Origin of the sequence: Paenibacillus sp. DP01, assembly GCF_044784315.1 — a bacterium.
Lineage (GTDB): Bacteria > Bacillota > Bacilli > Paenibacillales > Paenibacillaceae > Paenibacillus > Paenibacillus polymyxa.
Genome location: NZ_CP173059.1, coordinates 1,784,623 through 1,800,990 on the forward strand (window position 1 = coordinate 1,784,623; position 16,368 = coordinate 1,800,990).

General features: G+C 45.3%; 15 protein-coding genes and 1 riboswitch. Of the genes, 11 read left to right on the forward strand and 4 right to left on the reverse strand.

The window, feature by feature from the left end; all coding sequences use genetic code 11:
• Positions 1 to 270 precede the first annotated feature (270 nt).
• Positions 271 to 397, forward strand: a riboswitch (SAM riboswitch).
• Positions 398 to 514: 117 nt separating this feature from the next.
• The 4 genes from metA (at position 515) to mqnC (ending at position 5,391) form a co-directional block, all read left to right on the forward strand.
• Positions 515 to 1,432 (forward strand): homoserine O-succinyltransferase, encoded by a 918-nt coding sequence (gene metA, locus ACH59B_RS07925; protein ID WP_017426648.1) that lies wholly within the window; start codon positions 515 to 517, stop codon positions 1,430 to 1,432.
• A 124-nt stretch (positions 1,433 to 1,556) separates the two neighbouring features.
• Positions 1,557 to 2,741, forward strand: coding sequence for a PLP-dependent transferase (locus ACH59B_RS07930; protein WP_016820519.1), 1,185 nt, complete (start codon positions 1,557 to 1,559; stop codon positions 2,739 to 2,741).
• Positions 2,738 to 3,916 (forward strand): aminotransferase class I/II-fold pyridoxal phosphate-dependent enzyme, encoded by a 1,179-nt coding sequence (locus tag ACH59B_RS07935; RefSeq protein WP_404303604.1) that lies wholly within the window; start codon positions 2,738 to 2,740, stop codon positions 3,914 to 3,916. The genes ACH59B_RS07930 and ACH59B_RS07935 overlap by 4 nt, the downstream gene beginning before the upstream one ends.
• 341 nt (positions 3,917 to 4,257) lie before the next feature.
• Positions 4,258 to 5,391: a cyclic dehypoxanthinyl futalosine synthase gene (gene mqnC, locus ACH59B_RS07940; protein WP_016820516.1), complete on the forward strand. Its 1,134-nt coding sequence runs from the start codon at positions 4,258 to 4,260 to the stop codon at positions 5,389 to 5,391.
• A gap of 146 nt (positions 5,392 to 5,537) precedes the next feature.
• Here the strand turns inward: mqnC and ACH59B_RS07945 are convergent, their stop codons facing one another.
• From ACH59B_RS07945 to ACH59B_RS07960, 4 genes are all read right to left on the reverse strand, one after another.
• Positions 5,538 to 6,401 (reverse strand): YitT family protein, encoded by an 864-nt coding sequence (locus ACH59B_RS07945; RefSeq protein WP_404303605.1) that lies wholly within the window; start codon positions 6,399 to 6,401, stop codon positions 5,538 to 5,540.
• A gap of 84 nt (positions 6,402 to 6,485) precedes the next feature.
• Positions 6,486 to 7,712: a cation:proton antiporter gene (locus tag ACH59B_RS07950; protein ID WP_017426653.1), complete on the reverse strand. Its 1,227-nt coding sequence runs from the start codon at positions 7,710 to 7,712 to the stop codon at positions 6,486 to 6,488.
• Positions 7,713 to 7,716: 4 nt separating this feature from the next.
• A complete protein-coding gene (locus ACH59B_RS07955; protein ID WP_017426654.1) occupies positions 7,717 to 8,211 on the reverse strand; it encodes a cation:proton antiporter regulatory subunit in 495 nt (164 codons plus the stop codon).
• Between the two features lie 196 nt (positions 8,212 to 8,407).
• A complete protein-coding gene (locus ACH59B_RS07960; RefSeq protein WP_016820512.1) occupies positions 8,408 to 8,803 on the reverse strand; it encodes a hypothetical protein in 396 nt (131 codons plus the stop codon).
• 239 nt (positions 8,804 to 9,042) lie between these two features.
• Here ACH59B_RS07960 and ACH59B_RS07965 point away from each other — a divergent pair, with 239 nt between their 5' ends.
• The 7 genes from ACH59B_RS07965 to ACH59B_RS07995 all read left to right on the forward strand — a co-directional run bounded on the left by ACH59B_RS07965 (position 9,043) and on the right by ACH59B_RS07995 (position 16,121).
• Entirely contained in the window at positions 9,043 to 9,924 is an 882-nt protein-coding gene (locus ACH59B_RS07965) for a putative sporulation protein YtxC (RefSeq protein WP_016820511.1), read from the forward strand.
• Between the two features lie 61 nt (positions 9,925 to 9,985).
• Positions 9,986 to 10,561 carry a 3D domain-containing protein gene (locus ACH59B_RS07970; protein ID WP_016820510.1) on the forward strand — a complete coding sequence of 192 codons (576 nt, stop codon included), beginning with the start codon at positions 9,986 to 9,988 and terminating at the stop codon, positions 10,559 to 10,561.
• A gap of 84 nt (positions 10,562 to 10,645) precedes the next feature.
• Complete coding sequence (locus ACH59B_RS07975; RefSeq protein ID WP_016820509.1) at positions 10,646 to 10,954, forward strand: hypothetical protein; 309 nt, start codon at positions 10,646 to 10,648, stop codon at positions 10,952 to 10,954.
• Between the two features lie 195 nt (positions 10,955 to 11,149).
• Positions 11,150 to 12,733: a S1C family serine protease gene (locus tag ACH59B_RS07980; protein WP_019686771.1), complete on the forward strand. Its 1,584-nt coding sequence runs from the start codon at positions 11,150 to 11,152 to the stop codon at positions 12,731 to 12,733.
• Positions 12,734 to 12,883: 150 nt separating this feature from the next.
• Positions 12,884 to 13,573, forward strand: coding sequence for a response regulator transcription factor (locus ACH59B_RS07985; protein WP_016820507.1), 690 nt, complete (start codon positions 12,884 to 12,886; stop codon positions 13,571 to 13,573).
• A gap of 1 nt (position 13,574) precedes the next feature.
• Positions 13,575 to 15,053, forward strand: coding sequence for a cell wall metabolism sensor histidine kinase WalK (locus ACH59B_RS07990; protein WP_017426656.1), 1,479 nt, complete (start codon positions 13,575 to 13,577; stop codon positions 15,051 to 15,053).
• 111 nt (positions 15,054 to 15,164) lie between these two features.
• Positions 15,165 to 16,121 carry a 4-hydroxy-3-methylbut-2-enyl diphosphate reductase gene (locus ACH59B_RS07995; protein WP_017426657.1) on the forward strand — a complete coding sequence of 319 codons (957 nt, stop codon included), beginning with the start codon at positions 15,165 to 15,167 and terminating at the stop codon, positions 16,119 to 16,121.
• The last annotated feature ends 247 nt before the right edge of the window (positions 16,122 to 16,368 follow it).

A 16,368-nucleotide genomic window follows, 5' to 3' on the forward strand; every position in this document is an offset into this window, starting at 1 on the left:
ACTCTAATCTACACTGTTGCACCGTATTTTTGCCTATTAGCACTTGTATAGTATAACGCTCGGCCTACGGCCTTTCAAGGGCAAAATCATGGGCTAAATCAACAGCAGTCATATGAGCTTCTGCGAAAGGGGGGATATGATTTAACCTATGGAAAAGGTAGACAAAATGTGAATGCAGGGCACAAATTTACAAGTCCATCTTGACGAAGCCCAGCCGATGCATTAAAGTGAACAACAAGAACTTTGTGAACCCAAAATGAATATAGCGAAATCTTATCAAGAGCAGGTGGAGGGACTAGCCCGATGATACCCGGCAACCGGCGATTTTTATCGCACGGTGCTAATTCTTGCAGGACTCGCGCTTTGTACAAAGAAGCGTAGCCCTGACAGATGAGAGAGGCGCATATGGATACAAATATGACCTTTCTCTAACCGAGAAAGGTCTTTTTATTATATGCCCGGCATCTCTACCAGACGATTTTCGCACAACTTACCGATCAAGGAGTGAGTTTACATGCCGATTAAAATTCCAGATACACTGCCTGCTAAGGAAGTACTGGAGGGCGAAAATATTTTCGTAATGGACGAAAGCCTGGCTTATCATCAGGATATTCGTCCGTTGCGCATCGCCATTTTGAATTTGATGCCTACGAAGGAAACAACGGAAACCCAACTGTTGCGTCTGGTCGGCAATACGCCGTTACAAGTGGATGTCACGTTGGTGCATATGAAGTCACATGTATCTAAAAATACATCGCAAGAATATTTGAACATGTTTTATAAAACGTTTGATGAGATCAAGAACAGTCGTTTTGACGGCATGATTATTACAGGAGCCCCCGTAGAACAACTTGAGTTTGAGGATGTGACCTACTGGCAGGAGATCCGGCAAATCTTTGAGTGGACGAAAACAAATGTTACTTCGACCATGCATATCTGTTGGGCCTCACAGGCAGGCTTATACCATCATTTCAATGTTCCGAAATACGGGCTCGATACCAAATGCTTTGGGGTATTCCCACACACCGTTATTAAACCTAAAGTGAAACTGCTACGCGGCTTTGATGAACTGTTTTATGCTCCCCACTCTCGGCATACCGAGGTTCGGCGGGAAGATATTGACCATATTGCCGAATTAGAAGTTTTATCCGAATCCGAGGAAGCTGGAGTGTACCTGGTAGCCACGCTTGATGGTAAACAAATTTTTGTAACAGGGCATTCTGAATATGACCCACTTTCGCTGAAATGGGAATACGATCGCGATATAGCCAAAGGACTGGATATTGACGTCCCCAAAAATTATTATCCTAATGATGATCCTGGACGCATACCGCCCTCGATCTGGCGGGCTCATGCCAATTTATTATTTTCAAATTGGCTTAACTATTATGTATACCAAGAAACACCTTATGATATCGGACCTCAGATTTAAAAATGGGCTTGTAGTTTACCCTTATACAGTACCACCTTGCAGTAGCGCAGCAGTATAGTCTTGGACATCCATTTTTGCAGCATATGTTATAGCACCTACTATGGAAGTGAACAGGAGGATTCATATGAGTGATAAGCAGTGGAGAATCGAAAGCAGATTGGCACAAATCGGTTCAGTAGAGGAGCCAGTAACCGGGGCTGTTAATTACCCGATTTACCAATCTACGGCGTTCCGCCATCCCCGTCTGGGTCAAAGCACAGGGTTTGATTACATTCGGACGATTAATCCCACGCGAAAGGTACTGGAAGAGGCTGCTGCTGCACTTGAATCTGGTGATGCAGGCTTTGCTTGCAGCTCAGGTATGGCAGCGCTGCAAACGGTATTTGCTTTGTTTGGACAGGGAGACCACCTCATTGTATCGCTGGATCTTTATGGCGGGACCTATCGTTTGCTAGAGCGTATTTTATCCAAATTTGGTGTGACCGCAACTTATGTGGATACAAACGATCTCGAAGCACTCCAACAGTCATGTCGACCGAATACCAAAGCCGTATTCATAGAAACGCCTACCAATCCGTTAATGATGATTACTGATATTCAAGCGGTGGCTACATGGGCATCACAACATGAGTTGCTTACTATTGTAGATAATACGCTGCTAACACCATATTTCCAGCGGCCATTGGAACTTGGTGCGGATATTGTGGTACATAGCGCAACCAAATATTTGGGCGGACACAACGATGTGCTGGCAGGGTTGATTGTAAGCAAAGGAAAAGAGCTGTCAGCTGAAATTTCCTTCCTGCACAATTCCATAGGGGCCGTGCTTTCCCCAAGCGACTGCTATCAGTTGATGAAGGGGATGAAAACGTTAGCGCTACGTATGGATCGACATGAGCATAATGCTACGGTGTTGTCTAATTATTTACTGACGCATCCAGCAGTGGCGGAAGTATTTTACCCGGCGCTTGAGGGCCATCCAGGTCGTGAGATACAAAATAAACAATCCAGCGGAAACACGGGTATTTTCTCTTTCAAAGTAAAGGATGCTCGCTATGTGGAGCCTTTGCTTCGTCATATTAAGCTTATTGCGTTTGCCGAAAGTCTAGGCGGTGTGGAATCGCTAATGACCTATCCTGCTGTGCAGACACATGCGGACATACCGGCAGAAATTCGGGATGCAGTCGGGGTAGATGACAGGTTGCTTCGTTTCTCCGTAGGTATCGAGCATACAGATGACCTGATTGAAGATTTGCGTTCGGCACTGGAAGCGGCACGTCAAGAAGTAGAAGGAGGGGAGCAGCAATGATAGAGGATGCGAGGAAGATCGGAGAGGATCTGGACAAAGGGCGGAAATTCGCAACCAAGCTGCTGCATTTTGGCTCTGAAATTGACAGTGTTACAGGGGCATCGAGTGTCCCGATCTATCAAGCTTCGACCTTTCACCATCATGATATTTTTAATCCCCCACAGCATGATTATAGCCGTTCAGGTAATCCGACACGACAAGCATTGGAAGATTATATCGCCTTATTAGAAGGTGGAGCTTGTGGTTTTGCCTTTGCATCAGGTATGGCTGCTATCTCCACTACATTTATGCTCTTATCCGCTGGTGATCATGTCATTGTTTCGGAGGACGTATATGGAGGAACATATCGACTGCTGACCTCCATCTTGAAACGGATGAATATCGAAACGACCTTCGTTGACATGACGGATCTCAACCTTGTGAAAGAGGCGTTGCAGGAAAATACAAGGGCTGTGTATATGGAAACCCCATCTAATCCGACCCTCAAAATTACCAATGTAGCTGGAATAACCTCTTGGGCTAGGGATAATGGACTTTTGACGTTGTTGGATAATACTTTTATGACACCTTATTATCAACGTCCGATTGAGCAGGGAGTCGATATTGTATTGCACAGTGCGACCAAGTTTTTGGGTGGACACAGCGACGTACTGGCAGGGCTTGCGGTAGCTCGTACCGAGTCGTTGGGGAGACAAATCAAGCAGCTTCAGAATGGATTAGGTACTGTGCTGGCACCGCAAGAGTCTTGGCTGCTCATGCGTGGTATGAAGACACTGGAGGCGCGTATGGCTCACAGCGAAAAAAGTGCAGCTAAGCTTGCCAATTGGCTAAACGAGCGCAATGACATTGAAGCGGTATACTATCCGGGCCTGAAAAATCATCCAGGGCGTGTGATTCATGAGAGTCAATCGAGCGGTTATGGTGCAGTGATATCGTTTGATGTGGGTTCGGGTGAACGTGCCAAAGAGGTTCTCAGTCGCGTACGGATTCCCATTGTGGCGGTGAGTCTGGGAGCTGTGGAAAGTATTTTGTCGTACCCAGCAATGATGTCACATGCGGCTATGCCGCAAAGTGTACGGTTGGAGCGCGGGATTACAGACGGACTACTTCGTTTCTCCGTAGGTCTGGAGGACATTGATGACCTGATCCGTGATCTGGATGAGGCGCTGAGCTAGAACGTTAGCACGTCCATAGCATCTCAACGTTATACGAAGGAAGCAAATAGGTACAGCCCTAAGCAGCAGGTTTCCGGTATTCAGGAGACTTGCTGTTTTCTATATGAAAGACATGATAGACAGTGTGAAAAAAGGCACTTTTCAGTCTAAGTATGGTTCCTTACCAAAAGATATGTTAGTATTATCATTAGGTTTTACTATGCTAAATAGCACAGACAACATACAAGGCTAGTCATGAACATACATTACGGCAGGGTTCGAACGCAGGTTTGTGAAAGCATTCTCGTTCATAAGTCCTGTCTTTCATTTCGTCGCCCTGTGACAGCGAAGGAGGATACACCATGAGTGTAATCGACCATATTTTAGATAAAGCCCTACGCGGCGAACGCCTGAATTTAGAGGATACCGTTGCTTTGTTCGAATCAGACGAGGTTGAAAAAATAGGTCATGCGGCGAATAAAGTCATGAATCGCATGCATCCCGATCCCATAAAAACCTTCGTCATCGGACGAAATATTAACTATACGAACGTGTGTGACGTATACTGCCGCTTTTGCGCATTTTACCGCAGACCGGGTTCCGATGAAGGTTATGTTTTGCCGGATGAGGTGATTTTCCAAAAAATTAAGGAAACGCAGGATGTAGGTGGCACCGAAATCCTAATGCAAGGCGGTGTAAATCCAAACCTACCGTTCAGCTATTATACCGATTTGCTGAAAGCTATTAAGGAACGTTTTCCAGATATTACAATGCACTCCTTCTCACCAGCTGAAATTCACAAAATGAAGGAAAAATCCGGCCTATCCATGGAGGAAACGATCCGAGCCATTCATGAAGCTGGATTGGATTCGCTGCCGGGTGGAGGCGGAGAAATTTTGGATGACCGTACACGCCGCAAAATTAGCCGTCTCAAAGGCTCCTGGCGTGATTGGATGGATGTCATGCAAACAGCTCACAAGGTTGGGATGAACACAACGGCTACCATGGTAATCGGATTTGGCGAGCTGATGGAGGAGCGTGCGCTGCATTTGCTGCGTGTCCGTGATGCTCAGGACGAATGCATTGAAAACAAATATAATTCTGAAGGATTTCTGGCCTTTATTCCTTGGACCTTCCAACCAGACAACACGAATTTGAAGAAAGAACGCCAGACGCCAGAGGAATATTTGAAGACTGTAGCGATCAGTCGTCTTGTTTTGGATAACATCAAGCATATCCAGTCTTCATGGGTAACGATGGGACCGGAAATCGGTAAAAAATCACTGTACTACGGTTGTGATGATTTTGGCAGCACCATGATTGAGGAAAATGTAGTTTCCGCTGCAGGCGCAACGTATAAGGTTAACATCGAATCCATTTTACAGTTGATCCGTGAGACGGGTCACATTCCGGCACAGCGCAATACCCGTTATGATATTATTCGTACTTTTGACAGTGCCAGCAGTATTGAGCATGACTTTATTATGCAAAATTAATATCAGCTAATATCGTACATTATAAAACGCTTATCTTTCACTATCCTATGTACAAGGATAGTGAAGATAAGCGTTTTTGTGCGGAAGAGTGAATACTACAATATCTTTAATCTTTTTTCTATTATGGTTAATATATTTGGGCTTTGCTACGTTTCCCATCGCTTCATATACATGATCTCAGCCTGTGGGTCTGCCATTTGGATGGCCGCCTTAAAGCGCTGCAAATCCAAAAGATGAACACTGTAAATGATGACCATTTGTTCTTTTTTATCTGATTCGCTTTTAATCTTGCCCTTTATCTGGGCGGCAGAACCTTCAATAGGTGTGCTGTGTAAACGCAACCTGCGATATATGGCATCTTCGACAGTTGGCTGTTTTTTGCTGACAACACAGACCATGCGTCTCAGACCAGTAAACATCAGCCGAGTCGTTTCATAGGCAGCGAGACAGGATAAGGCGGAATAGAGGGCTGGCTCCCAGCCTAACACAAAACCAGCCGTAATGAGCAGCAGGCCATTACACAACATTACGATCTGTATTAACGGAATTTTCCGATGAATTAGCAACAAAGTGGATGGACGGCCATCGTCAGATTCGCTGAGTCCTAATGAATCAAGCAACCCCCCGTGACGAGCTGTCAGCGCTGCCCCAAGCCCAATACAGATTCCGCCTCCCAAAGCACATACGACCGGATGGCCACTCACTGCCGGAAAAGGCGAGAGAATGATGGCTGAGCCTGAAAAGGCAAACAAGCCGGGGAGTGCGCGAAGCAGCATGGGTTTGTGAGTAGACAAAGAATACAGCAGCATTAGTGGCAAGTTCAAAACAAATAGCAGTGACCCAAAATGCTCCTGTGTATAAAGCGACATGAGTCTGGAGATTCCCGTAACGCCTCCAGCGATCATATCATGCGGATGTAAAAACAATTCCAGACCGACGGATGCCGTAATTCCGCCAATTATCGTATAAAAGACAGGGAACCTGCTCGCATCTCCTGAAGCGGGCTTCACAAGCCGCCTCATAAAGTTTCGGCATGTTTTACAACGTGCGGCATAGCCTTCCCTCCTATGGATTGTCGTATCCAGCTTTTACAGTTACGCCGATTTGCTTTCTTCCTTTCGTAAGCGAGGGTCCTTAAATTTGAATATTTTGTTTAGCATATTAAAGATAGGCTTTGACTGCTTTGTCAGAAGCGGTCCAAGAATGGCCAGTATGAGTACATAGATGGCTGCAAAAGGTTGAACAATATCAAGCAAACCGCCTTCTTTACCCAAGTTGGCCATGATGATCGAAAATTCGCCTCGCGCCACAATAGTCAAACCGATATTTGCGGATGCTTTGGGAGATAGAGACGCTGTACGCCCAGCCAGCATACCCGCCCAAATGTTACCAAATAGTGTGAGAAGGACTGCTGCCAGCGCAAGCCATATGGCGTTACCTCCTAGAGACAGCGGATCAATGGACAGTCCGAAACTGAAGAAGAACAGGGCACCAAAGAAATCGCGGAAAGGAACAATTAAATGCTCAATCCGTTTGGCGTGTTCCGTTTCGGCCAGTACCAGACCGACCAGCAGGGCTCCAATAGCTTCTGCTACATGGATCGTTTCTGAAAAACCAGCCACCAGAAACAGTGAGCCAAAAACAACGAGGCCGAATACCTCATTGGAGCGGATACGGAGAATCCGATTTAGCAGAGGGACGGCCTTTCGACCGATAATAATAACTGCAAGCATAAAGCCAAGTGCGATGAGTGCCGATAGCAGTACACCCCCGAGCGAGGAAGAGTCGCTAAGAACCAATCCGGAGAGGATGGAGATGTAGACGGCGAGGAAAACATCCTCAAACATAATAATACCTAAAATCATTTCTGTTTCAGCATTAGCGGTACGCTTGAGATCGACTAGCACCTTGGCTGCAATCGCACTGGATGATATTGTCGTAATTCCGGCAATAACTAGTGTCTCGGCTACAGGAAAGCCGCTCAGGAAGCCGAGAGCCAGCCCCAGTGTAAAATTGATGCCAATATAAATGGTACCGCCCACAGCAATGGAACGACCTGATTTAATCAACCGACCTACTGAGAACTCCAGCCCTAGGTAGAAGAGAAGAAACAGCACTCCGATTCTCCCCATAAAATCAATAAACGGGGCGCTTTCGATAAACCGAAAATCAAAATGCCATAGCTCCATCGCATGAGGTCCAACTGCCATTCCGATCAGAATATAAAAAGGGATGACCGAGAAGCGCAGTTTGGAGGATATCAGCCCCGCTGCAGCAATTAGAGCAATAGCCAATCCAACCTCAAATACCAGATGATCCATCCAATCACCCGCTTCCGTTCATAAGGATTTGTTTAAAGCGTTTCTGCTGGTCACGTTCTCCAACAACAACTACAGTGGCATCATCGCTAATAATCACTTCAGGGCCAGGATTTACATATTTTTTTCCCTTTTTCTCCACAATGGCAATAACCGTGGCACCCGAATTTTGCCTTACATCGAGCTCCCCAATGGATTTGCCTACACTTGCATAGTGGGATTCCACTCTGTACCATTCGATAATAAAATCGTCAAATGTCATCTCTACACTTTCGAGCTGCTTGGGCTTATAAGTCATACCACCGATGATGGAGGCTACTAATCGTGCTTCCTGATCATTCAGGGTCGTCATAGAAATGCTTTGTTCCAGATCCTCGTAATCAAAGTGATATAGCTCACGTCTGCCATCATCATGAATAATAATGACAATTCGGTCGCCACTCTCCGCATCAATTCGATACTTAATTCCGATTCCTGGCAAAATAGACTCTCGAATATCCATTTATAAAGCCTCCTGTATAATACGTTTATTTAAGTGAATGATATGGGAAATAAATCACATACTTTGGAAGTCATATGAAAAATTAGATTGCATTAAATTTTAAATAAAAATGGAAAATTAAATTTTACGCAGTAGATGAATAGGAAAAGTTAGCAAAGAGACATGCAAATATGGTGATATGCATGCTAAAAGGAGGTTAAGCCACATAACTAGAGGTAAATTTGATGGGGAACAAAAACAATTGTTTCTTTAGCTTACAGATGACAGGAATAAAAGGCAGACGTAGCTTAGGAATGCTCATTAGCAGCACAAGCGCTATCAGAATGACAAAGGGAAGTGATTTAGCCGCAGCGATCACCAGATGCAGTAATGGGGAGGATTTGCGCACCGCTGGTTTGGAATGATGTTCCAGACCGTGAGAATCTGTTTCTAACGAAGTAACATCAGCATGAAGCATAAGTGAAGATCCCGAAGTAAACTGAAGGGATTGAGTGGTATCTTCCGCGTGAAACGTCACAGGAAGGGACAAAATCTGAACGAGGCTCAATATGACGATCATGAATGTGCGCAGCATGTTCAGCATCGTTGACATCTTATCTCCTCCCTCTTGTGAAAAATTCATATCACTATAACCTTAACATACCCCGCCCTAAATATTCAAACGTCTTTCGGTTTTTACCTAATCACGGTAATTGTTTATAACACGCTTAACGTCTCTTTGAAACCTGATCAGCCTCTTTTGCATATGTCTTTTTGTTTCCAGTCGTTCACTTCGTATAACCCTTCAGAGGCCGCCATATACTGAAAGCAGTGATCGAAAGGAGTGAGCCAATGGAACTGTTTACAGTGTGGACCAATACAGACGGAGATCAAGAAACCGACCGTTTTTACGAAGTGGTCAAAAGTAGAACCAAGGGACTACATATGTCACGGCGCGGATTTCGATTCACTTTCAGACAGCTGGACAACAAAGTGGCATGGACCTGCAAGGGCACTGAAAGCAATTCAGCGTTTGAAAGCTTTCTTCCCTGTGTATACAGCATCATGTCTTCGGCAATAGCGGATTATATTATCGAAGTCAGGGAGTGGGGGATTCTCGATCATATTCTCAACAAAGCCTGCTCGTTGCTGGAGAAAGAGGACGTTGAACAAATTCGTAGCATGATTCGCTCACTGTTAAATGATGATGGTCCCCGAGGACGTTTAAAGCGCCATGGTAAGCTGACCACCCTCTTGGAAAAGGACTTTAAGGAGCTTCGTGTAATCAATTTGGAAGGGCTTATTCAATTCAGACTGCATGCGTATAAAAAAGAGCTTGAAGAAATCGTTGACTATGCGATGGAAGAATTCTGGGCAGATCGGCAATACGAAGAATTTATGGGGCTGCTTAAATATTTTGTGTTTTTTCAGGAGAGCAAAGTTCCACTCGTGCATGTACTTCACCAAGGCGGGCATGATTTTATCATTCTCGATAGTGCCATGGTGCCCATACCGACTCCTGATGCAGATGATATTATTGTTGAAATGCCCGGTATTGAACTGGAGATGGAGGTAGAGGATCGAATCGTCAGCACTCTTATTTCGATATCCCCTGCTTCCATTATATTGCACACAGACGATGAGCACACCCCTATTGTACGGACGCTCTTGCATATTTTTGAAGACAAAGTAAAGCTGAGCAGACTTTATCCGGGGCAGGATGTTCAAAAATAATTAATAGTCCGTATAAACTCATGGATTTCTGGAAAGCCTTTGCCTCAAGGGGAGGTTTTTTATGAGATCCATGTTGGTATGGAAACGGGTTTTGGGAACCATGTTAATCGCAATCTGTCTGGTATTATCCGGCAATGAGGTTTACGGTCACAAAGAACCGGTCCAGCATAAGAAATGGCAATCCGCACCTGTTATAGCTCCACGCGAAGAGCAGGTTATTACGACCATGACAGTCACGGCAACAGGTTATACAGCAGGGTATGAATCCACTGGCAAACGGCCGAATCATCCCGGTTACGGTATTACGTATTCCGGTGTAAAAGTGCGTCGTGACAAAAATACACTGTCCACGATTGCGGCTGATCCGAAGATGTTTCCTTTGGGCAGCATATTGTACATTCCAGGTTACGGTTACGGGATTGTAGCAGATACAGGTTCAGCGATTAAGGGCAATAAAATTGACTTGTATTTTAAAACAATCCGGCAGGTGTATTCTGAATGGGGCAAGAAAGATGTGGATGTTCAAATCATAAAAAAAGGAAACGGCAAGTGTACCGAAAAAATGATAAAATCGCTGCAAAAGGCGATAGAAACGCATAAGACCATTCCGCCCGAGACACTGGATGCTTCCATATAATCCTTGAATATTGTTTTTCCTGACTTCACATACTATGTTTCGGGATGAGCTTATCCCGCAAACCATACTGGGAGGTCGAGGAATATGCCAAATCAAGGCGGTAGTTCTTTCATGAACAAAGGCTTCAAGGCAAACACAGGAAATCAGTTCAAAGCGGAATTTGCACAGGACGATACGGTAGGCGTTGTTTCTCAAAAGGTGAAGCAGTCTGAACAAAATAAAATTCAAGACAACTTCCAAACACCAAATGAGAAGTATGATGAAGAATTTGCAACAGATCAAGGCGGTACAAGTGCAGTAGCGCAAAAAGTTCAAAACTCCAGTCGCAGCAAAATTCAAAGCAATGCACAAACACCGAACGAAAAGTTCGACGAGAACTTTAACACAAAATAAAAAGCATACTCAACACGAAATGCTCCGGATTGAATTCCGGGGCATTTCGTGTTGAGTAAAAGTGGCTAGATACAATAGGTCTGAGGTTTTATCTCCTTTTTAATTTTTTTTAAGGTGGAATTAAGGTTTAAAGTGCAAAATAAAGTCAGCTAAACAACACCACCTTGAAGCATAGGGTTTGGGAGGAGATATACAATGGACGAATTTAAAAATAATAATTCCGGGCGCCGGAACGACAATGATCAGGTTGATAACGATAAAACAACTCGGCCAAACGATTCAAATGGTTCCTCATATTACTATTCCTATGGCCCTTTCTCCTCAGTGCAGTCGGACGGACAACGCAGGGAAGGGCAGTCGGTGGAGGACGTTGAGATTACGCCACCGCAGGCAGTGAGACCGCTTCCTTCCTCTTATCAACGTGCTATGCCTGAGCAACAGGATGGTTCTGGTCGGAATAGCGGCAACTGGCAATTTAAACCGAATAAGCCCAAATCGCAGGTAAAAACGATTTTGTTATCTTTTTTAGCCGGAATGCTGGTCATTACGGTATTGATGTATACAGCTGACCGAACCAATATGTTCACACCGGAGACAGCGTTGACTTCGGCGGCAGCTGAAAGCGGAGAAACGACGAATTCGGGAACCACTAACTCGTCTCCAAGCGCAGTTCCGGCTGTGATGCCTTCAGGTACGGCTGATGTTCAATCTGTTGTAGCCAAGGCTGGCCCGGCAGTCGTCAAAATTGAAACACTTGCCAAGCAATCTAGTGCTGGAAGCGGCAGACAAAGCAGCCCTTATTACAATGACCCGCTGTATCAATACTTTTTCGGTAACCAGTATGGGGATAGTGGCAGCAGCGGCAATAGTAATGAAAATGAAGGCAGCAACAGTGGACAGCTGACTCCGCTGGGTATTGGTTCCGGTTTTATTTTTGATAAATCGGGTTACGTCCTGACTAACAACCATGTTGTGGAAGGCGCGAGTGTGGTACAGGTTACAGTAGAGGGAACCAACAAGCCTTACGAAGCCAAAGTTTTGGGCAAAAATGCAGATCTAGATTTGGCAGTTCTTAAAATTGAAGGCAAAAATAACTTCCCGACCGTAACCTTGGGAGACTCCGATAACGCTAAAGTCGGCGAGTGGATGGTTGCAATCGGTAACCCAGAAGGCTTTGAGCATTCGGTAACAGCCGGTGTGCTAAGCGCGAAAGAACGTACCATCACCATTAATAGTGAGTCAACTGGAAAACCGACACAATACAAGCATCTCATTCAGACGGATGCCTCCATTAATCCTGGTAACTCTGGCGGACCGTTGTTAAATCTGCAAGGGCAGGTTATCGGTATGAACGTAGCTGTTAGTGCAGATGCACAGGGGATCGGGTTTGCAATTCCGTCCAATACGATTTTGGAAGTCGTCGATAAGCTGAAAAATAACCAGCCTATTCCAAAAGAACCTGTACCTTTCATTGGTGCAAGTCTGTTGAACTTGAGCCCTGAAGTAGCCAAGGAATTGGGTACATCTCTGACTGAAGGCTCGGTTGTTCGGGATATTATATACAAATCACCAGCATATCAGGCCGATCTACGTCCTTATGATGTAATTATCGGAGCTAATGGCACGCCTTATAGCACATCACAGGAGTTAATTCAATTCATTCAAAAACAAAAAGTGGGTACAGCACTTACGCTTAACATCGAACGAGCCGGTCAGAAAAAAGATATTCAACTAAAAATAGGAAATAAAAATGACTTTAGCTCGACTCTTCAGCAGTAAGAGAACAACTCTAGAATTGAACACGAACGTAAGAAACGGAAGGAAGACGACCCTTCCGTTTCTTGCTGTATGCGGCGGCAAGATGCTACACGCGTCTACTCCTGCTACAATAGAGGGAAAAGAAGAAGAGATAAAGGAGTTTGATCGTGTATGCGCTCTACTATTCTGATCATTGATGATGATGAAAAAATTGTATCCATGCTGCGCAGAGGGCTGGCTTTTGAAGGATATGAAGTGCTGACAGCCGCCAATGGAGCAGAGGGATTAAATAAAATGCTAACGGCTGAGCCTGATTTGGTCGTGCTCGATGTAATGATGCCGCAGGTCGATGGTTTTGAGGTTTGCCGTCGTATGCGGGAGGGGGGAAGCACAGTACCTGTCCTGATGCTTACAGCCAAGGATGAGGTGGAGAACCGGGTGAAGGGTCTGGACCTGGGGGCTGATGATTATCTCGTGAAGCCGTTTGCTCTGGAGGAGCTGCTGGCACGCGTACGAGCGCTTTTGCGGCGTAAAACTGAACAGCAGGACAATAATGGGAATCGGCTTACCTTCGAGGATTTACAACTGGATAACGAATCACGTGAAGTAGTTCGTGGTGGCAAACGCTTGGAACTGACGGCCAAAGAATTTGAACTGCTCCATCTGTTCATGCAAAACCCAAAACGCGTTCTGTCGCGTGATCTGATTATGGATAAAATTTGGGGCTATGACTATAGCGGAGAATCGAATGTGCTGGAAGTATATATTGCCATGTTGCGACAAAAAACGGAGCAGGATGGTGGCAAACGGCTTATTCGTACCATTCGGGGAGCTGGCTATATTTTAAGAGGTGATGTGTAATATGTCTATTCGGTGGCGGCTGACAGCTTGGTATTCGAGCATCTTGGCTATAGTGCTTGTCATTTTTGGTCTGGCTATTTACGGACTAGTATATTACTACACATATAATGAAGTGAAAAGTCAGCTTATGACTCAGGCGCCACAGATTAACAAGCAATTACGCCTTATTATAAAAGGGGGATTGTTTGAGGTCCCTAATCTGGATTTGGGATTGGAGCAGGGGCGTGGAATAGATGACTCACAGCTCTATGTTCAAATTTACAATTATACGTCCGGTGTAACCAAAACGACCCAAAATATGAAAGACCTCAGTATCACCTTCCCTGTTCCGTCTACAGCGGCAGGAGCAGTTCAAAATGAAGGAATTCGGCGTGTGAACGTAAATGGTGATTCCTTTATGATTATTCAACAGCCGATCAAATCCGAGGAGTTGGGCTTGGTGGTCGGGCTGCTACAGGTAGGGCAATTCACGGGTTCTCAGGACCGACTTATGAACAGGTTACAAAATGTGCTTGTGTACGGTTCACTATTTGCCTTACTCGCTGCTGCGACCTCTGGTCTCTTCCTGGCTCGTAAATCTATGAAGCCGCTGGTTAAGGTCATTGAGGGGGCCAATCAGATTCAATCGAGTAATGATTTGAGTGTTCGGATTGAATATGACGGACCACCAGATGAAATTGGACAATTGATCGGGACGGTTAACAACATGCTGGGGCGTACAGAAGTGTTCTATAAGGAACTTGAAGATGCATATGGTGCGCAGCGCCGGTTTGTGGCCGATGCTTCCCATGAACTGCGCACACCTTTGACGACGATTCGTGGCAACGTTGATTTTCTGCTCAAAATGTGGACTACCGAACCGGGCGAGCGACCGAATATGGATGAAGCCATGATTCGCGAGCTTTCCATGGAGGCGCTGAATGACATGGCGGATGAAGGCAAGCGAATGAGTCGCTTGGTGAGCGATATGTTGTCACTCGCAAGAGCGGACACGGGGAAAACATTCGATAAGATGCCTGTTGCGCTGGAGCCGCTCGTAAACGAGGTTGCTCGTCGTGCTCAGTTTTTGGAGCGAACGGCCGAATGGAATGTGGGCGACTTTTCGTTGTTGAATGGTATTTATATGGACGGAAGCAAAGATTATTTGCAGCAAATGCTATTCATTTTCATTGATAATGCTTTTAAATATACACCTGAAGGCACAGTCCGATTTGATGCGATTGTTTATCAGGGTCAGGTGGGGCTACGGATCAGTGATACAGGTATTGGTATGGACAAAAGTGAGGTTCCCTTTATTTTTGACCGGTTTTACCGGGCAGATGAGTCACGCGGCGTGACGGAGGGAATTGGCTTGGGATTATCTATTGCCAAGTGGATTATTGATGAACATCAGGGGTCTGTGGAAGTGGTTACGCGCCAAGGAGAAGGAACAACCTTTGTCATTTGGCTTCCTGTCAGCTTTTCCGCGCCTTTGGAATAGGCTATAATAGGAGGAGAACTACATCATAGAATTGGCCGGTAGAGGCATAAAGGCCTGCAGCTGTCCAGTTACTGGAGCTGTATACTGTGTCGAAGAAAGTGGGGGCTATTTTTGGAGGTACTCAGAATTTCGCCCCGGGGTTACTGCTACGGCGTAGTCGATGCCATGGTATTGGCTCGTCAGGCAGCCAGAAATTTGGACTTACCCCGGCCTATTTATATACTAGGCATGATTGTTCATAACAGTCATGTCACCAATTCCTTCGAAGACGAAGGAATCATTACATTGGACGGACCGAACCGCATGGAGATTTTAAGCCAGGTAGAGAGTGGTACTGTCATTTTCACTGCTCATGGCGTATCACCAGAGGTTCGCAAGCTGGCACGAGACAAGGGATTGACTACGGTTGACGCAACCTGCCCTGACGTCACGAAGACACATGATCTGATTCGGGAGAAGTCTGCCGAAGGCTATCAGATTATTTATATTGGCAAAAAGAATCATCCAGAGCCAGAGGGAGCTATCGGTATTGCTCCTGACCATGTTCATCTGATTGAAAAGGAAGAAGAGATTGACAGTCTTACACTGTCAGCAGACAAAATCCTCATTACGAATCAGACGACCATGAGTCAATGGGACATCAAGCACATAATGAAAAAGCTTCTAGAAAAGTACCCAGGTGCCGAGATACACAATGAAATCTGTTTGGCGACACAGGTACGTCAGGAAGCGGTAGCTGAGCAGGCAGGACAGGCGGATCTGGTAATCGTGGTCGGTGACCCGCGAAGCAACAATTCCAACCGATTGGCTCAGGTGTCAGAGGAAATAGCTGGTACTACGGCTTATCGTATTTCTGATATAACGGAGCTGAAGAGGGAGTGGCTTGAGGGTGTAGCCAAAGTAGCTGTGACCTCCGGGGCTTCAACACCTACGCTGATTACCAAAGAGGTCATTACGTATTTGGAACAGTATGAAGCGGATAACCCGGAAACATGGGAGATTCAGCGAACCATTGATATGAAAAAACTGCTGCCTCCTGTACGAGAAAAGTCAAAAACGACGAAATAGTATGTCATTGATTACAGCCGTTATTCGGATACAAACATCCGGGTAGCGGCTTTTTTCAAATTGTTTAAGTACCGATATTATTCAATTAGATCAGCTTCACTAAGTCAAAAAAAAGAACTATTCGGGATAATTAAGCCTTGACGAGGCAAGTTAAAACAGGTATAGTTGCTTTAACGGATAAAAGCTTAAAAGCGAACAAGCGTCTAAGTGTCATAATATTATTCTATGTGGATAATAAAATATGGTT